Origin of the sequence: Xanthobacter sp. (assembly GCF_041911315.1) — a bacterium.
GTDB classification, from domain to species: Bacteria; Pseudomonadota; Alphaproteobacteria; order Rhizobiales; family Xanthobacteraceae; genus Xanthobacter; species Xanthobacter aminoxidans.
The window spans coordinates 48,259-71,996 of the sequence record NZ_JAYRPE010000068.1 but is presented as its reverse complement, the minus strand read 5'-3'; the positions used below and the strand labels follow the sequence as shown (position 1 = coordinate 71,996).

The window sequence follows — 23,738 nt, the reverse complement described above, 5'->3', positions numbered from 1 at the left end:
CGCCGTCGCTCCCCGCTCAGTTGAACTTCACCTTCGGCACCTGCATCTGCTGCTCGGAGATGGTGAAGGTCTCCATGGGCTTGTAGGCGCGATAGAGGGTGGCGGCCCACAGGGCGCCCGGGAAGGTCTTCAGCTCGGTGTTATAGACCCTCACCGCCTCGATATAATCGCGCCGCGCCACCGCGATGCGGTTCTCCGTGCCCTCGATCTGCGATTGCAGGGCGAGGAAGTTGGCGTTGGACTTCAGGTCCGGATAGGCCTCCGACACCGCGATCAGCCGCCCCAGCGCGGAGGACAGGCCCGCCTGCGCATCCTGGAACTGCTTGAACTGGGCCGGGTCGGTGACGGTGGAGGCATCGACCTTGATGGAGGTGGCCTTGGCGCGCGCCTCAATCACCGAGGTCAGCACATCCTTCTCCTGGGCGGCGTAGCCCTTCACGGTCTCGACGAGATTGGGAATGAGGTCGGAGCGGCGCTGGTACTGGTTCAGCACCTCGCTCCACGCCGCCTTGGCGCGCTCCTCCTCGGTGGGAATCACATTGATGCCGCAGCCCGCCAGCGTCAGCGCGGCCAGCATGGCGAAGAGCGGCGCCCGCAGGCGGGCAAATTCACGAAGAACGATGGACATGGTGGCCCCTCCCCTGTCGCCGCATCCCGGCAGCGGCGTGCTTATAACACGGCAAAGGTCGAGAAAGGTTCCGGGACAATCCGGATGCCCTGCTCACGCCTTGCCCAGATACCCCGGCAGATCCTGCGCCTCGTCCAGCAGAGACACCTTCACGGCCAGCTTCTCGGCCAGCGCGATATCGGTCTCCAGCAGCCGCGTGGTCATGAAGGAGCGGTAGTAATTGCCCCACATGAATTCCTGGAACGGCGTGTCCTCGTTGGCATAGGCCTTCCCGCGCACGCCGCGGGCGAGCGTCCGCCAGGGATTGTCGGTGAGCTCGCTCACATGGCCAGGAATCTTCAGGCAGGGACGGCGGTTGCCGTCCACGTCGATGGGCCAGCACAGGCCCTCGGTCTCCATGCGATGCCAGAAGGCCTTGAGGTCGAGGCTGGACCAGTCGGCCCGCGCCTCGCCCAGCAGCACGGTCTCGTCGCCGACGGCGAGGAGCGCCCGGCACAGATGGTGATGATCGATGATGTAGAGCCGGCGCTTCGGCCCCACCACGTAGGGCACCGGCCGGCTCTCCTTCAGCGTCCTCAGCTCGCGACGGGAGAGCTTGCGCATCTGCGCGGCCCGCCGCTCCACCTCCTGCAAGCCCAGCGTCAGCTGGGTGGGGTTGAGCGCCGCGATGTCGATCTCGGTGAGGTCCGCCATTCGATTCCCTGCCCTGCCTGCGCGACCGCTGGAGCAGGCCCGAAAACGAAGGCGGCGGCAACCCGTGCCGGGTGCCGCCGCCAAGCTTCAACGACCGGGGATGGATCAGCCGGGAGAGATCATCTTCTCCGGCCGCACCACCGCGTCGAATTCCTCGTTGGTCACATAGCCGCCGCCCACGGCCTCCTCGCGCAGGGTCGTGCCCTTCTTGTGCGCGGTCTTGGCGATCTTGGCGGCGTTGTCGTAGCCGATCTTCGGGGCGAGCGCGGTGACGAGCATCAGCGAGCGCTCCAGCGCCGCCTTGATGTTGTCCTCGCGGGCCTCGATGCCGACCACGCAATTGTCGGTGAAGCTGATGGCCGCATCGGCCATCAGGCGCACCGACTGGAGGAAGTTGTAGGCCATCACCGGATTGTAGACGTTGAGCTCGAAATGGCCCTGGCTGCCGGCGAAGGTGAGCGCGGCGTTGTTGCCGAAGATCTGCACGCAGACCTGGGTCAGCGCCTCGCACTGGGTGGGGTTCACCTTGCCCGGCATGATGGAGGAGCCGGGCTCGTTCTCCGGCAGCGACAGCTCGCCGAGGCCGGAGCGCGGGCCCGAGCCGAGCAGGCGGATGTCGTTGGCGATCTTGAACAGGGAGGCCGCCACCGTGTTGATGGCGCTGTGCGAGAACACCATGGCGTCGTGGGCGGCGAGCGCCTCGAACTTGTTGGGCGCCGAGGTGAAGGGCAGGCCGGTGATGCCGGCGATCTGCGCCGCCACCTTCTCGGCGAAGCCGACCGGGGCGTTGAGGCCGGTGCCCACGGCGGTGCCGCCCTGCGCCAGCTCCATGAGGGCCGGCAGGGTCATCTCGATGCGCTTGATGCCGTTCTCGACCTGCTGGGTGTAGCCGGAGAATTCCTGGCCCAGCGTCAGGGGCGTCGCATCCTGGGTGTGGGTGCGGCCGATCTTGATGATGTCCTTCCACTCGGCCGACTTGGCGGCGAGCGCGCCGTGCAGGTGCTTCAGCGCCGGCAGCAGGCGATGGACGATCTCCTCCGCGCAGGCGATGTGCATGGCGGTGGGGTAGGTGTCGTTGGACGACTGGCTCATATTGACGTGATCGTTGGGATGCACGGGCTTCTTGGAGCCCATCTCCCCGCCGAGCATCTCGATGGCCCGGTTCGAGATCACCTCGTTGGCATTCATGTTGGACTGGGTGCCGGAGCCGGTCTGCCAGACGGCCAGCGGGAAGTGGGCGTCGAGCTTGCCCTCGATCACTTCCTGGGCGGCGGCGACGATGGCGTCGGCGAGCTTGGGATCGAGGCGGCCGAGGTCGCGGTTCACTTCCGCCGCGGCGCGCTTGACGATGCCGAGGGCGCGCACCACCGGCAGCGGCTGCTTCTCCCAGCCGATCTTGAAGTTGCCGAGCGAGCGCTGCGCCTGCGCGCCCCAGTAGCGGTCGGATTCAACCTCGATGGGACCGAATGTGTCGGTCTCTGTGCGGGTGGTCATGGCGGGCCTTTCCTTAAGACGCGGGCGCGCGGCTCTTAGCACAGCTCACGCCCGCTGGGGGAGGCGCACCTCCACCCTAAAATAGTTCCAGAGAGGTAGCGGAGGGATGTTACCTCCTTGGAATTTAGCCATATCTTGACCGTGCTCAATGAGGTAAAATTCCTCTGCGGGCTAAGTGGCCTGACGCGTGACGCCGGCCGTACAGAAGATCATCTGCCGTCGGCGCGGAGGAATCCGACGGCAAGGTGAGGCAAGCGTTGGGCGACGTGGTCAATCTTCACCGGGCGCGCAAGGCGCGGGCCCGTCAGGCGGCTGATGCGGCAGCCAGCCAGAATCGGATCCGATTCGGTCGGACCAAGGCTGAGCGTCAGCAACAAGCGGACGAGCACGCGCGGCAAGAGCGCCACCTTGAGGGCCACGCCCTGACCGAGAGGGATGAACATGAAAAGCCCCGTGGTTAAAAGATCCATCGTCATTGCCGGGCACAAGACCAGCGTCAGTCTCGAGGATGCCTTCTGGGAGGCTCTGAAGGAGATTGCGAGCGGCCGCCGGCTTACCCTGTCCGATCTCGTGGCGACCATCGATTCCGGCCGTTCGCAGGGGAATCTCTCCTCCGCCATCCGCCTGTTCGTGCTCGACCATTATCGCGGCGCCGCCACCCAGGCGCGCGCCCAGGCCGCAGGAGAACGTCTCCAGGTCTCCAGCCCTCCCGTTGCGTAAGCGCGAGGTCAACCTTATCTGCGGACTGAGCTGACCGCGCATCGCGTTGAAAGGCGGTGCGCGGTTTCCTATAACCACCTGGCCCGGCGGGGCAGGCCTGACGCGGCGTGCCACGTCCAGGTCCTTCCCGCCGAACGGGTTTGCCCTGCAGATGTGCTCCCCAGCGGAGTCGTTTGCCTCGGGCGACCCGCTGCGGGCGGCGTGCTAGCGTGCGGCCAGTCCGCATCCGCGCCGGTGGCAGGATCAGCGACGCGGGTGCCGGTGGCGGCACCGCCCACGGGAGACGACGGATGTCGTGGAAGAATCAGAGTGGCGGCCCATGGGGTAATGGGCCGCGGGGTCCCTGGGGTTCGGGACCCTCTTCATCGGGACCGACGCCGCCAGACCTTGAAGACCTGATCCGCCGCAGCCAGGACCGCCTGCGCTCCATCATGCCCGGATCCTTCGGGACCAACGGCATCATCCTCGTCATCGCGCTCGTGGTGGCCGGCTGGTTCCTCTCCGGCTTCTATCGCGTGCTCCCCGACGAGCAGGGCGTGGTGCTGCGCTTCGGCAAGTTCGTCGGCATCACCCAGCCGGGCCTCAACTATCACTGGCCCTATCCCGTCGAGACCGTGCTCACCCCCAAGGTGACGTTCGTCAACCGCATCGACATCGGCATGCGGGTGAGCGAAGACCCCCGCCGCAACGGCACCCGGACCACCGACGTGGCCGAGGAGAGCCTGATGCTCACCGGCGACGAGAACATCGTCGACGTGGACTTCTCGGTGTTCTGGGTCATCAACAACGCCGAGGAATACCTGTTCAACGTGCAGAACCCCGAGGGCACCATCAAGGCCGTGGCCGAGAGCGCCATGCGCGAGGTGATCGGCCGCACCAACATCCAGCCCATCCTCACCGGCGCCCGGCAGGGCATCGAGACCGGCGTGCAGGAGCTGATGCAGCAGGTGCTCAACGGCTACAAGGCCGGCGTGCAGGTCACCCAGGTGCAGATGCAGAAGGTCGATCCGCCGAGCCAGGTCATCGACGCCTTCCGCGACGTGCAGGCCGCCCGCGCCGACGCCGAGCGCGCCCAGAACGAGGCGCAGACGTACGCCAACCGCGTGCTGCCCGAGGCCCGCGGCGAGGCCTCCCGCATCGAGAATGCGGCCCAGGCCTATCGCGAGCGGACCGTGGTGGAGGCTCGCGGCCAGGCCGCCCGCTTCCTCAAGGTCTATGACGAGTACCAGAAGGCGAAGGAGGTCACGCGCCAGCGCATGTACCTCGAAACCATGGAGCGTGTGCTCGGCAGCGTGGACAAGGTGCTGGTCGATCCCTCCGCGGCCCGACAGGGCGGCAGCGGCGTCGTGCCCGTCCTGCCCCTGACCGACACGATCCGCCGCGCCCCGGCGCCGGCCACGCAGCCCCAGGGAGCCGCCCGATGAGAAATCCGGTCTTCGGCGGCGTCCTCGCCGTCCTCGGCGTCATCGCCCTCGTCCTCGTCTATTCGTCCGCCTTCATCGTCAGCCAGACCCAGCAGGCACTGGTGCTGCGCCTCGGCGAGCCGCTGGCGCCCGTGACCTCGCCCGGACTGCACTGGAAGGTGCCGTTCATCGACAGCGTGGTCTATATCGACAACCGCATCCTCGACCTGGAAAACCCCCAGCAGGAAGTGATCGCGGCGGACCAGAAGCGCCTCGTGGTGGACGCCTTCGCGCGCTACCGCATCACCAACCCGCTGCGCTTCTACCAGTCGGTGGGCACGGTGCAGGGCGCCAATTCCCGCCTCTCCACGGTGCTCAACTCGGCGCTGCGCCGGGTGCTCGGCGAGAACACCTTCATCAGCGTGGTGCGCGACCAGCGCGAAGGGCTGATGCGGCAGATCAACGAGCAGGTGAACCGCGAGGCCGCCAACTTCGGCATCACCGTGGTGGATGTCCGCATCCGCCGCGCCGATCTGCCGGAAGCCAACAGCCAGGCGGTGTTCCAGCGCATGCAGACCGAGCGTCAGCGGGAAGCGGCGGAAATCCGCGCCCAGGGCAACGAGGCCGCCCAGCGCCTGCGTGCCCGTGCCGATCGCGAGGTCACCATCGTGGTGGCGGAGGCAACGTCCAAGGGCGAGCAACTGCGCGGCGAAGGCGACGCGGAGCGCAACCGCATCTTCGCCGATGCCTACCAGCGCGACCCGGACTTCTTCGCCTTCTACCGCTCCATGCAGGCCTATGAGGCGAGCATGAAGTCGTCCGACACCCGCATGCTGCTGGCGCCGGATTCGAACTTCTTCCGCTTCTTCCAGAGCCCCACCGGAGTGTCCGCGGCAGGTGCGCCCGTCGCCCTGCCGGCGGCCGGCAACTGACCGGCCCGGCAGGCGGCATGAAGGACCTCCTGGCCGCCCTCGGCCTCATGCTGGCCATCGAGGGCCTGTGCCTCGCCGCCTTTCCGGGGGCGTGGCGCAAGGCCATGCGGGCGGTCCTCCACGCACCGGAAACCCCCATGCGCCTCGCCGGCCTCGGCGTCGGCGCGCTGGGAGTGCTGGTGGTGTTTCTGGTGCGCAGCTTCTGAAGGCGGGGCTTTCCGGCCCCGTTTTCCAATCCATCCATCCGCGTGATCGCCCGGCTCGTCCGGGCGATCCACTTTCGGGCCGCAGGTGTGCCCGCTGGCCGGGAGCACTCACGCGGCGCCGTGGATCCCCCGGACGAGCCGGGGGATGACGAAAGGTGAGGAACGCGGACGCCCGGCAACTGAACGGGAAACGACAAGGGGCGGCATGGCGGCCCCTGTCGCAGGCTGCCGGCGGTGAGATTGCCGCAATCGTCCCTGACTGTGCGCCTCCCCCGCCGGATCGTGAGCATCGCGGGGCTTGCGCCCGGAGCGCTGGCGTCGCAGCCTCTGGGGATGATCTCGAGGACAGCCATGCCTGCACCGTTCGTGCCTTCCCGTCTCCTCCCCGGCCGGTCCCGGCTGCCCGCGCTGCTGCTGGCGGCGGCGGTGGCCTTCACCGGCATCGGCAGCGCGCCGCTCCATGCAGCGCCCGGCAAGGGGCCGGATACGGTGGCGGACGTGGCCGAGAAGGTGATGGACGCGGTGGTGAACATCTCCACCTCGCAGAACGTCGCCCCCTCCCGCTCGGTGCCCGCGCCGCAACTGCCGCCGGGCTCGCCCTACGAGGATTTCTTCGACGAATTCTTCAAGCGCCGCCCGGAGGATGGCAGCGAGCAGCGCTCGCGCCGCGTCTCCTCGCTGGGCTCGGGCTTCGTCATCGATCCCTCCGGCTTCATCGTCACCAACAACCACGTCATCTCGGATGCCGACGAGATCTTCGCCAATTTCAACGACGGCTCGAAGCTGAAGGCCGAAGTGGTCGGCCGCGACACCAAGACCGACCTCGCCTTGCTCAAGGTGAACCCGCCCAAGCCCCTCGTGGCGGTGAAGTTCGGTGACAGCGAGAAGCTGCGCGTGGGCGACTGGGTGATGGCCATCGGCAACCCGTTCGGCCTCGGCGGCACGCTGACGGTGGGCGTCGTCTCCGCCCGCAACCGCGACATCAATTCCGGCCCCTACGACAATTTCATCCAGACGGATGCGGCCATCAACCGGGGCAATTCCGGCGGCCCGCTGTTCAACATGAATGGCGAGGTGATCGGCATCAACACCGCCATCATCTCCCCCTCGGGCGGCTCCATCGGCATCGGCTTCGCCGTGCCCTCGGCCACCGCCCAGCCGGTGATCGCCCAGATCGAGCAGTTCAAGGAAGTGCGGCGCGGCTGGATCGGCGTGCGCATCCAGCCCGTCACCGAGGACATCGCCGAGAGCCTCGGCCTCGGCAAGCCGCGCGGCGCGCTCATCGGCGTGGTGACGGAGAACAGCCCGGCCGCCCAGGGCGGCATCAAGGCCGGCGACGTGATCGTCAAGTTCAACGGCCGCGACGTCAAGGAAGTGCGCGACCTCACCCGCACCGTGGCCGACACCATGGCCGACAGCGAGGTGGAGGTGGTGGTGATCCGCAAGGGCAAGGAGGAGACCCTGCGCGTCAAGGTCGCCCGCATGCCGGAGGACGACAAGCCGGAGGCCTCGAAGCCCGCCCCCGAGGCGCAGAAGGTGCCGCCGAAGAAGGCGCTCGGCATCGAGCTTTCCGCCATGAGCGACGACCTGCGCAAGCGCTTCAAGATCAAGAGCGAGATTTCCGGCGTGGTCATCACCGACGTGGACCGTTCGTCCCCCGCCTCCGACAAGGGGCTGAAGGCGGGTCAGGTCATCGTGCAGGTGGGCCAGGAAGCGGTGGCGAGCCCCGCCGACGTGGAGAAGCAGATCGATGCCCTGCGCAAGGCCGGCAAGCGCTCCGCCCTGTTCCTCGTCTCCGACGGCGAGGGCAAGCAGGAGTTCGTGACGGTGCCGCTGAACTGAGGGGGCGCTGTCCCGACTTTGGCGCCCTCGACCCGGGTGCCCATCACGACGTCAGGGGACGGGAGCGATCCCCTCCATTCCGATGCATCGTCATGCCCGGGCTTGTCCCGGGCATCCACGTGGATCGGCTGGGAATAGCTTTCCGCCTTTGGCGCCATCGGCCCGACGTGGATGCCCGGCACAAGGCCGGGCATGACGGCGGTTTCGTCACGCCGGCGTGCTACCCCACCTCGCCCTTGAGCCGCGCCTCAGCCCGCGCCCGGCCCATCAGCGGCAGCAAAGCGGCGAGCTCGGGGCCGGTCTCGCGGCCGGTGAGGGCGAGGCGCAGGGGGTGGAAGAGGCCCCGGCCCGAGCGGCCAGCCGTCGCTTTCACCGCCCCCGTCCACGCCTTCCATGTTGTGCCGTCCCACGGCTCGGCCGGCAGCAGGCCAGCGGCCTCGGCGAGGAAGGCGCGATCCGCGTCCGCGATGACGCCCGCCTGCGGCGTGGCAACGATCTCCCACCAGCTCCGCGCATCCTCAAACCGGGAGAGGTTCGCGCGCACAGCCAGCCAGAAAGCCTCTCCGCCGCCGACCCCGGCCGCCTGAAGCCGCGCGGTTGCGGCGGCGAAGGGCATGAGGTGCAGGGTGCGGGCGGTCAGCGCGTCGAGGTCCGCCGGATCAAAGCGGGCGGGCGCGCGGGAGATGGCGGCAAGGTCCACCATCGCCGCCAGCGCATCGAGGCTCGCCACCGGCTCCACCGCATGGGAGGTGCCCACCAACACCGAGAGCGCGGCCACCGCCAGCGCCTCCTGCCCCGCCTCGCGCAACGCCGACAAGGAGAGGTGGCCGAGCCGCTTGGAAAGGCCTTCGCCGGACGGAAGGGTCAGCAGATTGTGGTGCGCGAAGCCGGGCACCGGGCCGCCCAGCGCCTCGAAGATCTCGATCTGCACCGCCGTATTGGTCACGTGGTCCTCGCCCCGGATGACCTGCGTGACGCCCAGCGCCAGATCGTCCACCACCGAGGGGAGCGTGTAGAGGAAGCTGCCGTCCGCGCGCACCAGCACGGGGTCCGAGAGGGTGCTGGTGTCCACCTGCTGCGGGCCGCGCACGCCGTCGTCCCACGCCACCACGCGATGGTCGAGCCGGAACCGCCAGTGCGGGCGGCGGCCCTCGGCCTCCAGCCGGGCGCGGTCTTCGGGCGAGAGCGCGAGGGCGGCGCGGTCATAGACCGGCGGCAGGCCGCGGGCGCGCTGGAGGCCGCGCTTGAGGTCCAGCTCCTCCTCAGTCTCGTAGGCGGGATAAAGGCGGCCCATGGCCTTCAGCCGCTCCGCCGCCGCCGCATAGTCCGCGAGCCGGTCCGACTGGCGCACGGTGACATCCGGCGCAATGCCGAGCCAGGCGAGGTCGGCGGCGATGGCGTCCGCATATTCGGCCCGGGAGCGGGCGGCATCCGTGTCGTCGAAGCGCAGGATGAAGGTGCCGCAGGCGCGGCGGGCGATCAGCGCATTGAGGAGCGCGGTGCGGGCATTGCCCACATGGATCAGGCCGGTGGGCGACGGGGCGAAGCGCAGCACGGGCGCGGGATTTCGCAGGGGAGCGGACATGAGGAGCCCATAACCCGCCTTGCGGCGCACGTCGATGGGCGGGGCCCCGAAAGCGAAGAGCCCGGCCTTGCGGCCGGGCTCTTCTTTGCGTTCAGCGCGGTTGCGGGCAGTCCGGGCCCTGGCACCGGTTGCCGCCGCCCCCGCCCTGCTGCGGCTGCGGCCGCTGCTGCGGGGGTTGCGCCTGCTGCTGCGGCGGACGCTGCTGTTGCTGCTGCTGGATCAGCTGCTGGCGCTGCTGCTGGTACTGCTGACGCTGCTGCTGCATCTCCTGCTGACGCTGCTGATTCATCTGCTGAATCTGCTGCTGCTGTTGCTGGCGCTGCTGCTGCATCTGCTGCTGGCGCTGCTGGATCTGCTCCTGCTGGCGCTGCTGCATCTGCTGTTGCTGCTGCTGGCGCTGCTGGATCTGTTCCTGCTGACGCTGTTGCTGCTGCTGGCGCTGCTGGATCTGTTCCTGCTGACGCTGCTGCATCTGCTGCTGACGCTGCTGGATCTGCTCCTGCTGTTGCTGCTTTAACTGCTGTTGCTGCTGCTGGCGCTGCTGGTTCAGTTCCTGCTGTTGCTGGCGCAGCTGCTGCTGGCGCTCGGCCGGCGACGGCTGCCCCGGACGAGCACCCGGCTGGCCGGGCTGGCCGGGTTGCCCCGGCTGCACCTGCCCCGGAGGCACGCCGGGCTGACCCGGACGACCGCCGGGCTGACCAGGCTGCACCTGTCCCGGACCACCGGGCTGGCCGCGAGCTCCCGGATGGCCCGGACCGCCCGGACCGCCGGGCTGACCGGGACCACCGTGATAGCCGGGACCACCCGGTCCACCGGGACCACCGGGATGACCGGGACCGCCAGGACCTCCGGGCTGGCCGGGGCCGCCGGGATAGCCGGGACCACCCGGTCCACCGGGACCACCGGGATGACCGGGACCGCCAGGACCGCCGGGCTGACCGGGACCACCGGGGTAGCCGGGGCCACCCGGTCCACCGGGGCCGCCCGGATAGCCGGGACCGCCCGGTCCACCGGGATAGCCGGGACGTCCGGGGGGATAGCCGGGGCTGCCGGGGTAGCCGGGCTGGCCCCAATTGGGCGGCGGGCGCGGGGCATCCGGCGGCGGCCTCATGCCGGGAGGCGGCACGTAGCCGGTGCGCCACCAGCCGGGCGGACGCGGACCGGGAGGCGGCGGGCCCCAGCCGGGACGCGGCCGCGGGTTATAGACCTCCCAGCGGTAGCGATCCGCGTACCAGGGCTGGTTCACATAGATGGGTCGGTTGACGTAATAGGTGTTCCAGTACTGGGAGGCGGCGAAAGCCACCACCGGCACGCCGATGGCGGCGACGCCCCAGTCGGGCAGCACGGCGGTGCGGCCTTGCTGCTCGTAGCCAATGTACTCGCTGTACACCCAGCCACGGAAATCCTGCCAGATCACGTCGCACCAGGACTCGTCCTGGAGGCAGCCTTCCACCTCGATGGGCGAGCCGTCGGGGATGACGCCGAGGCTGGGGAATTCGGTATCCGGCCCCGTCCGGATGTTGACGTTTGCCGTGGAGAAGGCCGGCGCGGCCTGCGCCGAAACGATCCCCGCCATGGCCAACCCGGCTACCCAGCCGGTCAGCTTCAGCACCCTCATGGACCACTCCCATGCGACTCGCATTGAGCCGATGAGGATACTTTAAACCCGCCCTCATGGCGTTTCGTGTGCGCAGGCAAGGCGTTTCGCAAGCGCAGGCGCGGCCGAATTGCGTCAGGAGATGGTGAACGGGACGATATCGCGCACGTTCTCATCGATGCGGATGTCGCGGTCGAGAGGCGGAAAGGCCCTGAGATCGCAGTCCCGGCGCGGGCAGATGCGGCAGGAGACGCCGAGCTTCGCCACCGGCGCCGCCTTCAGGTCCAGCCCGTCCGCATAGACGATATCGTGGGCGAAGGAGACCTCGCAGCCGAGGCCGAAGGCATAGGCCCGCGCCGGCTGGCCATGGCGCAGCGCCGGGCTCGACACAGCGCGGGCGAGGCAGATGTAGCGGGCGCCGTCCGGCATCTCGCCCACCTGCACCAAAGTGCGGCCCGCCACCTCGAACGCCTCGTGCACGTTCCACGCCGCGCAGGCCCCCCCATGGCGGGCGAACTGGAAGCGCGTCGCCGAGTGGCGCTTGGTGATGTTGCCGGCCCGGTCGACCTTGGCGAAATAGAAGGGCACGCCCTTCGCCCCCGGCCGCTGGAGGGTGGAGAGGCGGTGACACACCTGCTCCAGGCTCGCCCCGGTCTCCAGCGCCATGCGGTCGAGGTCGTGCCGCAGGCGGCGGGCAAGCTCGAGGAAGCGGCGATAAGGAAGTATCAACGCACCTGCGAAATAGTTCTGCAGCGCCAGCCGGCAGATCTCCCCCGCCGTCTGGCTGCGGAAGGCACCGGAGGACACCGTGTGCTCCACCAGCGCCCCATGCTCCAGCTGGGCCATGGTGACGGCCATGCGGAAGGCCCGCGTCGCCGCCGGCAGCACGCCGGAGAGCACCAGCCGCCGCGCCCGCGGATCGTAGCGGGAGAGGGGCGCGTCGGGGTCGGCCGGGCCGATCTCCACCTGCACCTGATGGCGGCGGGCGAGATGGGCGGCGATGGCCGCGGCCGGGTCGCCCCCTTCCATGATGCCGAGTGACGTTGCGGCATTTTCCGCCGCGCGATCAAGGCCATCCACGTAATTGTCAATGTAATGGAAGAAGTCGCGGACCTCCTCATAGGGGATCAGCTTGGACTCATCCGCGCCCGGCGTGACGCCGGCCGTGATCATGTCGTCGAGGGAGGCGCGCCACTCCGCCGTGCGGCGCAGCGCGACATGCATCCGCAGGAAGGCGTGGGCGAACGCGGGCGAAAGGTTCGCCACCGCCTTCATGTCCTGAAGGCCGAGGTCGAGATCCTTGAACAGGGGGTCGGCCGCGGTTTCGCGCAGGTCGGCGACCAGACGGTCGAGGTCTTCCGCGCCGAAGGAGGTGATGTCCACTGCGAAGGTGCGCGAGATGGCGATCAGCACCGAGGCCGTCAGCGGACGCTGGTTGCTCTCGATCTGGTTGATATAGGAGGGCGAGACGGCGAGGCGCTGGGCCAGCTCGCCCTGCTTCAGCCCCAGCTTCTCGCGCAGCCGGCGCACCGCGTGGCCGGCAAACACCTTTTGGCGCATGTCTCCTCCCGCACTCTCAGCGGTCGTCGGCCGCGACTGACCTAACGTCCTGTACCGCCAGAGCTTCGAGTTCCGGAATGTGAATGATTTACAATTCGCAATGTCAATTTTTCACATATTCCAATGCGTCGCAACTCCTGTTAGCCGAGTTGCGACGCACTTGCGGGAAACGCCTGCGGGCCTTGCGGGAAAGCTGGCGCGAAAGCTCTGGCGAGCGCGCGGGAACCCGCTAGTCTCAAATTTACCTCTGGCCTCATTGAAAGGCGCTCGGCATGAAGGACATCCTTGAGGAGCTCGAGAGCCGGCGGGGTGTCGCCCGCCTCGGCGGTGGCATCAAGCGCATCGAGGCGCAGCATGCCCGCGGCAAGCTCACCGCCCGCGAGCGCATCAGCCTGCTGCTCGATCGCGGTACGTTCGAGGAATACGACACCTTCGTGCAGCACCGCTGCGTCGACTTCGGCATGGAGGACCAGAAGGTGCCCGGCGACGGCGTCGTCACCGGCTGGGGCACCGTCAACGGCCGCAAGGTGTTCATCTTCGCCAAGGACTTCACGGTGTTCGGCGGCTCCCTCTCCGAGGAGCATGCGCGCAAGATCACCAAGATCCAGGACATGGCGCTGAAGACCCGCGCGCCCATCATCGGCCTGTTCGATGCCGGCGGCGCCCGCATCCAGGAAGGCGTGGCGGCGCTCGGCGGCTACGGCGAGGTCTTCAAGCGCAATGTGATTTCCTCGGGCGTCATCCCGCAGATCTCGCTCATCATGGGCCCCTGCGCCGGCGGCGACGTCTACTCCCCCGCCATGACCGATTTCATCTTCATGGTGCGCGACACCTCCTACATGTTCGTCACTGGCCCCGACGTGGTGAAGACGGTGACCAACGAGACCGTCACCGCCGAGGAGCTGGGCGGCGCCAAGGTGCACACCTCCAAGTCCTCGGTGGCCGATGGCTCGTTCGAGAACGACGTGGAGATGCTGCTGGAGACCCGGCGCCTCATCGACTTCCTGCCCGCCAACAACATCGACGGCGTGCCCGAGTGGCCCTCCTTCGACGATCCGGGCCGCACCGACGCCAGCCTCGACACTCTGGTGCCGGACAATCCGAACAAGCCCTACGACATGAAGGAGCTGATCCTGAAAGTCGTCGACGAGGGCGACTTTTTCGAGATCCAGGCGGCCTACGCCAAGAACATCCTCACCGGTTTCGGCCGCATCGAAGGGCGCACGGTGGGCTTCGTCGCCAACCAGCCCATGGTGCTCGCAGGCGTGCTCGACTCGGACGCCTCCCGCAAGGCGGCCCGCTTCGTGCGCTTCTGCGACGCCTTCGAAATCCCGATCGTCACCTTCGTGGACGTGCCCGGCTTCCTGCCCGGCACCGCGCAGGAATACGGCGGCCTCATCAAGCACGGCGCCAAGCTGCTGTTCGCCTATTCGCAGGCGACGGTTCCGCTCGTCACCGTCATCACCCGCAAGGCCTTCGGCGGCGCCTATGACGTGATGGCCTCCAAGCACGTGGGCGCCGACGTGAACTATGCCTGGCCCACCGCCCAGATCGCGGTGATGGGCGCCAAGGGCGCGGTGGAGATCATCTTCCGCCAGGACATGGGCGACCCGGACAAGATCGCCGCCCAGACCAAGAATTACGAAGAGCGCTTCCTCTCGCCCTTCGTCGCCGCCGAGCGGGGCTTCATCGACGAGGTGATTACCCCCCGCTCCACCCGCCGCCGCCTCGCCCGGGCGCTCGCCATGCTCCGCACCAAGAAACTGGAGCAGCCCCCGCGCAAGCACGACAACATGCCGGTGTGAGGCCGGGATTTCGGTGATCTCCCTCTCCCCTTGCGGGAGGGGGCCGGGGTGAGGGGTATCGCGCCGCTGCGCCAGACGCCGGCCAGCCCCCTCACCCGCCTCCGCTGCGCTCCGGCGCCCTCTCCCGCCCGATCACGGCAGCCGCCGAGATCGGTCAGAAATGACGAAGTCGGCAACAGCCGACGTCGTTGGGGAGAGGGGAAGACACCGGAGAGGACCGCTAAGAATTCAGCGCCGCTGGCGCAAAGGAACGAACGCCATGTTCACCAAGATCCTGATCGCGAACCGGGGTGAGATCGCCTGCCGCGTCATCAAGACGGCGCGCAAGATGGGCATCAAGACCGTCGCCGTCTATTCCGACGCCGACAAGGACGCCCTCCATGTGGAGATGGCGGACGAGGCGGTGCATATCGGCCCGCCGCAGGCCGCGCAGTCCTATCTCATCGCCGAGAAGATCGTGGAGGCCTGCAAGAAGACCGGGGCGGAAGCGGTGCATCCCGGCTACGGCTTCCTCTCCGAGCGCGCCTCCTTCCCCAAGCTGCTGGCCGAGCACGGCATCGTCTTCATCGGCCCGACCCCCCATGCCATCGAGGCCATGGGCGACAAGATCGAGTCCAAGAAGGCGGCCGCCGCGGCCAGGGTCTCCACCGTCCCCGGCTATCTCGGCGAGATCGCGACTGGCGAGGAAGCGGCCAAGATCGCCGACGAGATCGGCTATCCCGTGATGATCAAGGCCTCCGCCGGCGGCGGCGGCAAGGGCATGCGCATCGCCTATTCCCGCGACGAGGTGCAGGACGGCTTCGACCGCGCCCGCTCGGAGGCGAAGTCCTCCTTCGGCGACGACCGCGTGTTCGTGGAGAAGTTCATCGTCGATCCGCGCCACATCGAGATCCAGGTGCTGGGCGACAAGCACGGCAACGTCATCTATCTCGGCGAGCGCGAGTGCTCCATCCAGCGCCGCAACCAGAAGGTGGTCGAGGAAGCCCCCTCCCCGCTGCTCGATGAAGCCACCCGCAAGAAGATGGGCGAGCAGGCCGTCGCCCTCGCCAAGGCGGTGGGCTACGACAGCGCCGGCACGGTGGAATTCGTCGCTGGGCAGGACAAGAGCTTCTTCTTCCTGGAGATGAACACCCGCCTGCAGGTGGAGCATCCCGTCACCGAGCTGATCACCGGCATCGACCTCGTCGAACAGATGATCCGCGTCGCCGCCGGCGAGCCGCTGACCATCACCCAGGACGACGTGAAGCTCACCGGCTGGGCGGTGGAAAGCCGCATCTATGCGGAAGACCCCTACCGCAACTTCCTGCCCTCCACCGGACGCCTCGTGCGCTACCGGCCCCCGGCGGAAGGCAAGGACGGCCCCATCACCGTGCGCAACGACACGGGCGTGTATGAGGGCGGGGAGATTTCCATCTTCTACGATCCGATGATCGCGAAGCTCGTCACCCACGCCCCCACCCGCGCCATCGCCATCGAGGCGCAGGCAGACGCGCTGGATGCCTTCGCCATCGACGGCATCGGCCACAACATCCCGTTCCTTTCGGCGCTGATGTCCCATCCGCGCTGGCAGTCGGGCAACCTCTCCACCGGCTTCATCGCCGAGGAATACCCCGAGGGCTTCGTCGCCCGCGCCCCCGAGGGCGAGCTGACGCACACGCTCTCCGCCGTGGCGGCGGTGATCGACCACATCCAGAACACCCGCAAGCGCCAGATCTCCGGCCAGACCTCCGGCGTGACGTGGCGCTTCGCCAAGCGCCGCATCGTCAACCTCTCGGCCGGCGAGGCGACGATCTCCACCCCGTGCGAGGTCGAGGCGGTGGACGGCGGCTTCAAGGTGCAGATTTTCGAGGCGGACGGCACCCCCGGCCACATCCACCTGCTGCGCTCCACCTGGAAGCCCGGCGACGTGGTGTGGACCGGCACCATCGACGCCGATCAGGTGGCGGTGCAGGTGCGCCCCATCCCCAACGGCTACGTGCTCGCCCACCGCGGCATCTCCACCAAGGCGCAGGTCTACACCGAGCTGTCCGCCTCGCTGGCGGCGCTGATGCCGAAGAAGGAGAATGCCGGTGGCGGCAAGGAACTGCTCTGCCCCATGCCCGGCCTCGTGGTCTCCGTCGCCGTGGTGCCCGGCCAGGAGGTGAAGAACGGCGAGATCCTCGCCATCGTCGAAGCCATGAAGATGGAGAACGTGCTCCGCGCCGAGCGCGACGGCATGATCAAGGCCGTCCACGCCAAGGCGGGCGACAGCCTCGCGGTGGATGCGGTGATCCTGGAATTCGCGTGATGCCGGGCGGGCGTCAGGCTATTTTCGGCCTGCGTCAGGGGATCGTCATGCCCGGGCTTGTCCCGGGCATCCACGTCGCGTCGCTGGCGCACTGTGCTCGGGTATGCTCCCGGACCATCCACGTGGATGGCCGGGACAAGCCCGGCCATGACGGTTCCTTCATTGTGGCGATCGCCCGGAAAGATCTCTGAATGCGCCTCCTCTCCCACCTCCTCAGCCGCTTCGTGGAAAAAGGCCAGCTCACGGTCATCACGGCCGATGGCAAGCGCCACGTGTTCGGCTCGGGCAAGGACGGCCCGTCCGTCACGGTGCGGATGCACGACAAGAAGCTGGAGCGCGACCTGTTCTTCAATCCGGAGCTGGTGGCGGCGGAGGCCTATATGGACGGCCGCCTCTCCTTCGAGGACGGGGCCGGCGCGTTCGAGCTGCTCAACCTGTTCTCGGTGAACCGCAAGGGCCTCGGCTCCCACCCGGTGCAGCAGGCGCTGCGCAAGGCGTGGCGCTCGGTGCGGCGGTTCCAGCAGGCCAACCCCGTTTCCAAGGCGAAGGAGAACGTCTCCTCCCACTACGACCACCCGGCGGACTTCTACCGGCTGTGGCTGGACGAGACGATGGCGTATTCCTGCGCCTACTTCACCCATCCCGACGAGCCGCTGGCTGACGCCCAGCGCAACAAGTTCCGCCATATCGCGGCCAAGCTGAACATCTCCCCCGGCATGCGGGTGGCCGAGATCGGCTCCGGCTGGGGCGGGCTCGCCATCTACATGGCGAAGGAATGCGGCGCGCAGGTTACCGCCATCAACGTCTCGCCCGAGCAGCTGGCCGAGAGCCGGCGTCTGGCGGAAGCGGCAGGCGTGATCGACCGCATCGACTTCCGCGAGGTGGATTACCGCAACCTCACCGGCAAGTTCGACCGCGTGGTCTCCATCGGCATGATGGAGCATGTGGGCGTCGCCCATTTCGACGAATATTTCACCACCATCCGCAACCTCCTGGACACGGGCGGCTTCGCGCTGATCCACGCCATCGGCCGCATGTCGCCTCCCGGCACCACGGCGCCCTTCATCCGCAAGTACATCTTCCCCGGCGGCTATGTGCCGGCGCTGTCCGAGGTGTTCGCCTCCACCGAGCGCACGCATCTTTGGGTGGACGATTGCGAGGTGCTGCGGCTGCACTATTACTGGACCATCCGCGCCTGGCGGCGGAACTTCATGGCCCGTCGCGCGGAAGCCGACGCCATGATGGGCGAGCGCTTCGGCCGCATGTGGGAATTCTACCTCGCCGCCGTGGAGCTGGGCTTCCTGCACGGCTCCAACATGGTGTTCCAGCTCCTCCTCTCCGAGAAGCGCGACGACGTGCCGGTGATCCGCGACTACATCGTGGACGCCGAGCGCGCGCTCGCCGCGCGGGAGCGGCGGTGATGGGGGTGGTCCCGACACTCCAAACCGCCGTCATGCCCGGCCTCGTGCCGGGCATCCACGTCGATCCGATCGCACACCGTTCGCATCTCCGCGCCCGGCCGCGCCACGTGGATGGCCGGGACAAGCCCGGCCATGACGGCGGTGAAGTGCCCCGCGCGCCTTTCCTCCCTCCCGAGGTCCTGACATGACCGACGCCACCGCCCTCCCCTTCGCAACCGACATCGCCCCCGTCACCCGCGCGGACTGGCTGAAGCTGGTGGAAGGCGTGCTGAAGGGCGCGCCCTATGACAAGCGCCTCGTGACGCGCACCTATGAGGGCCTCGCGCTGGACGCCCTGCCCGAGCGCAAGGCCGATGCGCCCATCGTCGCCGGGCGGCCGGCGGGCGCGCCGTGGGTCATCTCCATGCGGGTGGACCAGACCGACGCCGCCGAGGCCAACGCGCAGGCGCTGGAAGACCTCGATGGCGGCGCCTCGGGCCTGTCCCTCGTCTTCTCCGCCTCCCCCTCGGCCCACGGCTTCGGCCTGCCGGAGGGCACGGACCTCGCCATCGTCCTGAAGGACGTGCTGCTCGACCTCATCGACGTGCGCATCGAGAGCGGCGCCTTCCAGGGCCGCGAGGATGCCCTCGCCTTCGCCGATCTCGTGGAAGCGCGCGGCTTCAAGCCGGAGGGCGTCTCCGTCTCCTTCGGCCTCGATCCCCTGAGCGACTTCGCCGCCCACGGCACCCTGCCCATGGCGTGGCCGCTCTTGGCCAAGCGCTTCGCCGAAACCTCGGCCATCCTCGGCGCGCGCGGCTTCGCCGGCCCCTTCGCCCGGGCGGACGGCGGCGTCTATCACGCGGCCGGCGCCTCGGATGCGCAGGAACTGGCGGCGGTGCTCGCCACCATGGTCGCGTACCTCAAGGCCTATGCCGAAGCCGGCATCGCGCTGGAGGAGGCCGCCGGCCGCATCGAGGCCGCCCTCGTCGCGGATGTGAACCAGACCGCCACCATCGCCAAATTCCGCGCGCTCCGCCTGCTCTGGGCCGCCGTGCTGCGCGAATGCGGCCTGCCGGAAAAGCCGCTGAAGCTGCACGGCACCACCGCGTGGCGCTCCCTCACCCGCCGCGATCCTTACGTGAACCTGCTGCGCAACACGGTCGCCGCCTTCGCGGCCGGCGTCGGCGGGGCGGACAGCGTGACCGTGCTGCCCTTCACCCAGGCGCTGGGCCTTCCGGATGCCTTCGCCCGCCGCCTCGCCCGCAACACGCAGGTGATGCTGCTGGAGGAGAGCAACGTCCACCGCGTCGCCGATCCCGCCGCCGGTGCCGGCGCCATGGAGGCGCACACGGATGGCCTCGCGGCCAAAGCGTGGGACCTGTTCCGCACCATCGAGAAGCGCGGCGGCATGGCCGACGTGCTGGAGGACCGCTGGTTCAAGGCCGAGATCGCCGAGGTGAAGGCCAAGCGCGACGCCGACGTCGCCACCCGCAAGGCCCCCATCACAGGCACCTCGGAATTCCCCATTCTGGTGCAGGAGGTGCCGGAAGTGCTGGCGCCGCTGCCGCCCACCGCTCCGGTGGCGGACGGCGCGCTTGCCCCCACCCGCATCGCCGAGGCCTTCGAGGCCCTGCGCGACACCGCCGAGGCCGCGCCCAAGGCGCCCGTGGTGTTCCTCGCGGCCCTCGGCCCGGTGGCCGCCTTCACGGCCCGTGCCACCTTCGCCAAGAACTTCTTCGAGGCCGGCGGCATTGCCGCCCCGGTGCCGGACGGCTTCGCCGACCGCGACGCGCTGGTCGCCGCCTTCAAGGCGTCGGGCACGCCCTTCGCCTGCCTCGTCTCCTCCGATGAGGTCTACGGCGCCGAGGGCGTGGCGGCGGCCGAGGCGCTGAAGGCGGCCGGCGCCACCGCCGTCTGGCTCGCCGGCAAGCCCGCCGCCGAGCTTCAGGCGACGCTTGCGCCCGCGGGCGTCACCGACTTCATCTTCGCCGGCTGCGACGCGCTGGAAACACTGACTCGCGCACAGGTTGCGGCCGGCCTAGAATGACTCCACTGGCATTCATCCCCTCAGGGCAGGGACGCAATGACACTGGCCTTGAATCTCAGATTCGATCTGGCCCGGCTCACCGATGCGGAACTGGCGCAAAGGTGCGACGCCATCTGGGCCGATGTGGATCAGATGCAGGACGACCGCGGAACGATCCGCACCTCGCCGCGCTGGCGCGGCCCGGTGCGTCACCCGCGCGCCTATCTGTTCTGGGCCATGGTGCGCGGCAGCAGCGCGGAGGAGCTGGAGATCCTGCTCTCCGCCTTCGCCGCCAACACCTCGCTTGCGGATGTGGTGTCGCGCCTGCCGCGCATCCGGCTGCATCTGGCGCTGTGCGAGATGCAGGACATTCTGGACGAGATGAAATCCCGGACCCGGTCGCCGCTCAGGCCTGCGCCGTCGCGACCCGAGTCCATTTGAGCTAGGATGGATGCCATGAGCCGGATCCCCAATTTCGCCGAGATCGACTGGCGTGCCGCCGCCCCCGCCGTCCCGTCCGCCGCCGCCGAGGCGTGGACGACGCCCGAGGGTATTCCGGTGAAGCCGCTCTACGGCCCGGCGGACATCGAGGGGCTCGGCTACATCGATACCTACCCCGGCATTGCGCCCTTCCTGCGCGGGCCGTATGCGCCCATGTATGCCACCCAGCCCTGGACCATCCGCCAGTATGCCGGCTTCTCCACGGCGGAGGATTCCAACGCCTTCTACCGGCGCAACCTCGCCGCCGGCCAGAAGGGCCTGTCGGTGGCCTTCGACCTCGCCACCCATCGTGGCTATGACTCGGACCACCCCCGCGTCGCTGGCGACGTGGGCATGGCGGGCGTCGCCATCGACAGCATCTACGACATGCGCACCCTGTTCTCCGGCATCCCGCTAGACCAGATGAGCGTGTCCATGACCATGAACGGCGCGGTTCTGCCGATCCTGGCGCTCTATGTGGTGGCGGCGGAGGAGCAGGGGGTGGCGGCCTCCAAGCTTTCGGGCACCATCCAGAACGACATTCTCAAAGAATTCATGGTGCGGAACACCTATATCTATCCGCCCGCACCCTCCATGCGCATCATCTCGGACATCTTCGCCTTCACCTCGAAGGAGATGCCGCGCTTCAACTCCATCTCCATTTCCGGCTACCACATGCAGGAAGCCGGGGCGACGCAGGATCTGGAGCTGGCCTACACGCTGGCCGACGGCGTCGAATACGGCCGCGCCGGCGCCGCCGCCGGCCTGCCCATCGACGTGTTCGCGCCGCGCCTCTCCTTCTTCTGGGCCATCGGCATGAACTTCTACATGGAGGTGGCCAAGCTGCGCGCCGCCCGCCTCCTGTGGACGCGCCTGATGACCGATCTCGGGGCCAAGAACCCCAAGTCCCTGCCGCTGCGCACCCATTCCCAGACGTCCGGCTGGTCGCTCACCGCGCAGGACGTGTTCAACAACGTGATGCGCACGGCCATCGAGGCCATGGCGGCCACCCAGGGCCAGACCCAGTCGCTGCACACCAATGCGCTCGACGAGGCGCTGGCGCTGCCCACGGACTTCAGCGCCCGCATCGCCCGCAACACCCAGATCCTGCTCCAGCAGGAGAGCGGCACCACCCGGCAGATCGACCTGTGGGGCGGCTCCTATTTCGTGGAGAAGCTCACGGCCGATCTCGCCGCCAAGGCGTGGGCGCACATCCAGGAAGTGGAAGCGCTGGGCGGCATGGCCAAGGCCATCGAGGCCGGCATTCCCAAGCTCCGCATCGAGGAGGCCGCCGCCACCACCCAGGCCCGCATCGACGGCGGGGCGCAGACGGTGGTGGGCGTCAACAAGTTCAAGCCGCTCAAGGACCGCCTCATCGACGTGCTGAAGGTGGAGAACGCCACCGTGCGCGCCGCGCAGATCGACAAGCTGAACCGCCTCAAGGCCGAGCGGAACCCCGCCGAGGTGGCCTCCAAGCTCGAAGCCCTCACCAACGGCGCCGCCGGCAACGGCAATCTCCTCGCGCTGGCCATCGAGGCGGCGCGGGCCAAGGCCACCGTGGGCGAGATTTCCGACGCGCTGGAGAAAGTGTTCGGCCGCCACCGCGCCGAGATCCGCGCCATCTCCGGCGTCTACAAGCGCGAGGCTTCCGCCATGACGGACAAGGTGGGCAAGGTGCAGAAGCTGGTGGAGGCGTTCGAGACCGCCGAAGGCCGCCGCCCGCGCATCCTCGTCGCCAAGGTGGGCCAGGACGGGCACGACCGCGGCCAGAAGGTGATCGCCTCCGCCTTCGCCGACCTCGGCTTCGACGTGGACATCGGCCCCCTCTTCGCCACCCCCGAGGAAGCCGCCCGACAGGCGGTGGAAAACGACGTGCATGTCGTCGGCATCTCCTCGCTGGCCGCCGGCCACCTCACCCTCGTGCCGGCGCTGAAAGCGGCGCTGGAGGCGGAAGGGCGCGGCGACATCATGGTGGTGGTGGGCGGCGTCGTGCCCCCGCAGGACTATGAGGCGCTGAAGGCCTTCGGCGCCGAAGCCATCTTCCCGCCCGGCACCGTCATCGCCGATGCGGCGAAGGAGCTGCTGCACACGCTCTCCCACCGGCTGGGGCACACTCTCGAAGCGGCGGAGTGAACGGGGCGCAGGCCATCGCGCCGGGCTCCACCCTCAGGGTGCTGGAGCCGGCGCCCGGCGTGCTCGCCTTCTATGACGGGCGCCTCCCCGGCGTGCGGCTGCATGGGCCGCAGGAGAACTGGCTGGACGATGGCGCCTTCGCCCTCGGCATCGCCTCCTATGCGGTGATCGACGGGGACGACGCCCTCGTCTACGACACCCACATCACCCTCGCCCACGCCCGCCTCATCCGCGCGACGCTGGAAGAGCGGGGCGCCCGGCGCATCCGCGTGGTGCTGAGCCACTGGCACGACGACCATGTGGCCGGCAACGAGGTGTTCGCCGATTGCGAGATCATCGCCAATCGCGAGACCGACGCGCTGCTGCGCGCCAACCGCGCCCGGCTGGAGGCCGCGGACCCGCCCATCAATCCGCTCATCCTGCCCAACCTTCTGTTCGAGGACCGACTGTCGCTGATGGTCGGCAGCCTGCCCGTCGAGCTGGTCCATGTGGACATCCACAGCCGCGACGGCACCGTCGCGCTGCTGCCCGGCGGCATCCTCCTCGCCGGCGACACGCTGGAAGACCCGATCACCTATGTGGACGAGCCCGACCGCCTCGCCGCGCACCTCGAAGGCCTGAAGCGGCTCGCGGCGCTGGGCGCCACGCGCATCCTGCCCTGCCACGGCGCACCCGAAGTGATCGCCGCGGGCGGCTACGGGCCGGCGCTCATCGACGCGACGCGGCTCTATGTGGAGAAACTGCTCAGGCTGAAGGACGAGCCGGCGTTGGCGGGGCAAGACCTGCGCGCGTTCGCGGCAGAGGCCTTCGCCACGGGCGCGATCTCCTATTTCGAGCCCTATGAGGCGGTGCACCGGAGGAATGTGGAGGCGGTGGCGGGGGCGATCTGACACAGCCATGACGTGCGGCTGCATCTATGCTCTGCTTTGGAATATCGGGCGCAGAGG

At 68.6% G+C, this 23,738-nt stretch carries 19 protein-coding genes and 1 pseudogene; 14 read left to right on the top strand and 6 right to left on the bottom strand.

Annotated features, from left to right (window positions below):
- Positions 1–16: 16 nt before the first annotated feature.
- From ACE3QW_RS20090 to fumC, 3 genes are all read right to left on the bottom strand, one after another.
- Positions 17–628, bottom strand: coding sequence for a LemA family protein (locus ACE3QW_RS20090; protein WP_024278433.1), 612 nt, complete (start codon positions 626–628; stop codon positions 17–19).
- 93 nt (positions 629–721) lie between these two features.
- On the bottom strand, positions 722–1,321 hold the full coding sequence (locus ACE3QW_RS20085; protein WP_024278432.1) for a ParB-like protein: 600 nt from the start codon (positions 1,319–1,321) through the stop codon (positions 722–724).
- A gap of 105 nt (positions 1,322–1,426) precedes the next feature.
- Positions 1,427–2,815, bottom strand: a complete 1,389-nt coding sequence (gene fumC / locus ACE3QW_RS20080; protein WP_029558964.1) for a class II fumarate hydratase — start codon at positions 2,813–2,815, stop codon at positions 1,427–1,429.
- Between the two features lie 245 nt (positions 2,816–3,060).
- On the opposite strand from fumC, the gene ACE3QW_RS20075 reads away from it, so the two are divergent.
- The 6 genes from ACE3QW_RS20075 (at position 3,061) to ACE3QW_RS20050 (ending at position 7,918) form a co-directional block, all read left to right on the top strand.
- Entirely contained in the window at positions 3,061–3,276 is a 216-nt protein-coding gene (locus ACE3QW_RS20075) for a DUF4169 family protein (RefSeq protein ID WP_309298293.1), read from the top strand.
- A complete protein-coding gene (locus ACE3QW_RS20070; protein ID WP_024278429.1) occupies positions 3,257–3,535 on the top strand; it encodes a ribbon-helix-helix domain-containing protein in 279 nt (92 codons plus the stop codon). The genes ACE3QW_RS20075 and ACE3QW_RS20070 overlap by 20 nt, the downstream gene beginning before the upstream one ends.
- Positions 3,536–3,825: 290 nt before the next feature.
- Positions 3,826–4,959, top strand: a complete 1,134-nt coding sequence (gene hflK, locus ACE3QW_RS20065) for an FtsH protease activity modulator HflK (protein ID WP_029558965.1) — start codon at positions 3,826–3,828, stop codon at positions 4,957–4,959.
- Complete coding sequence (hflC, locus tag ACE3QW_RS20060; RefSeq protein WP_029558966.1) at positions 4,956–5,870, top strand: protease modulator HflC; 915 nt, start codon at positions 4,956–4,958, stop codon at positions 5,868–5,870. Before hflK ends, hflC begins: the two co-directional genes overlap by 4 nt.
- Positions 5,871–5,887: 17 nt before the next feature.
- Entirely contained in the window at positions 5,888–6,076 is a 189-nt protein-coding gene (locus ACE3QW_RS20055) for a DUF2065 domain-containing protein (protein ID WP_024278426.1), read from the top strand.
- Positions 6,077–6,427: 351 nt separating this feature from the next.
- Complete coding sequence (locus ACE3QW_RS20050; protein ID WP_374253539.1) at positions 6,428–7,918, top strand: DegQ family serine endoprotease; 1,491 nt, start codon at positions 6,428–6,430, stop codon at positions 7,916–7,918.
- A gap of 220 nt (positions 7,919–8,138) precedes the next feature.
- Here the strand turns inward: ACE3QW_RS20050 and ACE3QW_RS20045 are convergent, their stop codons facing one another.
- Positions 8,139–9,503 carry a glutamate--tRNA ligase gene (locus ACE3QW_RS20045; protein ID WP_374253537.1) on the bottom strand — a complete coding sequence of 455 codons (1,365 nt, stop codon included), beginning with the start codon at positions 9,501–9,503 and terminating at the stop codon, positions 8,139–8,141.
- 19 nt (positions 9,504–9,522) lie between these two features.
- Here ACE3QW_RS20045 and ACE3QW_RS20040 point away from each other — a divergent pair, with 19 nt between their 5' ends.
- Positions 9,523–10,020 (top strand): hypothetical protein, encoded by a 498-nt coding sequence (locus ACE3QW_RS20040; RefSeq protein WP_374253546.1) that lies wholly within the window; start codon positions 9,523–9,525, stop codon positions 10,018–10,020.
- 867 nt (positions 10,021–10,887) lie between these two features.
- On the opposite strand, the pseudogene ACE3QW_RS20035 reads toward ACE3QW_RS20040, so the two are convergent.
- Positions 10,888–11,079, bottom strand: a pseudogene (locus ACE3QW_RS20035) (SH3 domain-containing protein); the annotation flags it as partial.
- A 156-nt stretch (positions 11,080–11,235) separates the two neighbouring features.
- Positions 11,236–12,660 (bottom strand): short-chain fatty acyl-CoA regulator family protein, encoded by a 1,425-nt coding sequence (locus tag ACE3QW_RS20030; RefSeq protein ID WP_374253536.1) that lies wholly within the window; start codon positions 12,658–12,660, stop codon positions 11,236–11,238.
- Positions 12,661–12,932: 272 nt separating this feature from the next.
- Here ACE3QW_RS20030 and ACE3QW_RS20025 point away from each other — a divergent pair, with 272 nt between their 5' ends.
- From ACE3QW_RS20025 to ACE3QW_RS19995, 7 genes are all read left to right on the top strand, one after another.
- On the top strand, positions 12,933–14,465 hold the full coding sequence (locus ACE3QW_RS20025) for an acyl-CoA carboxylase subunit beta (RefSeq protein WP_029558972.1): 1,533 nt from the start codon (positions 12,933–12,935) through the stop codon (positions 14,463–14,465).
- 259 nt (positions 14,466–14,724) lie between these two features.
- Positions 14,725–16,752 (top strand): acetyl-CoA carboxylase biotin carboxylase subunit, encoded by a 2,028-nt coding sequence (locus ACE3QW_RS20020; protein ID WP_374253533.1) that lies wholly within the window; start codon positions 14,725–14,727, stop codon positions 16,750–16,752.
- Between the two features lie 191 nt (positions 16,753–16,943).
- Positions 16,944–18,173 carry a class I SAM-dependent methyltransferase gene (locus tag ACE3QW_RS20015; RefSeq protein WP_374253531.1) on the top strand — a complete coding sequence of 410 codons (1,230 nt, stop codon included), beginning with the start codon at positions 16,944–16,946 and terminating at the stop codon, positions 18,171–18,173.
- A 184-nt stretch (positions 18,174–18,357) separates the two neighbouring features.
- Positions 18,358–20,199 carry a methylmalonyl-CoA mutase subunit beta gene (locus tag ACE3QW_RS20010; RefSeq protein WP_374253529.1) on the top strand — a complete coding sequence of 614 codons (1,842 nt, stop codon included), beginning with the start codon at positions 18,358–18,360 and terminating at the stop codon, positions 20,197–20,199.
- Between the two features lie 36 nt (positions 20,200–20,235).
- The gene (locus tag ACE3QW_RS20005; protein WP_029558977.1) at positions 20,236–20,619 is read left to right on the top strand and encodes a hypothetical protein; all 384 of its coding nucleotides are present in this window, start codon (positions 20,236–20,238) and stop codon (positions 20,617–20,619) included.
- 15 nt (positions 20,620–20,634) lie between these two features.
- Positions 20,635–22,791, top strand: coding sequence for a methylmalonyl-CoA mutase (scpA, locus tag ACE3QW_RS20000; RefSeq protein ID WP_029558978.1), 2,157 nt, complete (start codon positions 20,635–20,637; stop codon positions 22,789–22,791).
- Positions 22,788–23,681, top strand: coding sequence for an MBL fold metallo-hydrolase (locus ACE3QW_RS19995; protein ID WP_374253527.1), 894 nt, complete (start codon positions 22,788–22,790; stop codon positions 23,679–23,681). Before scpA ends, ACE3QW_RS19995 begins: the two co-directional genes overlap by 4 nt.
- Positions 23,682–23,738 lie beyond the last annotated feature (57 nt).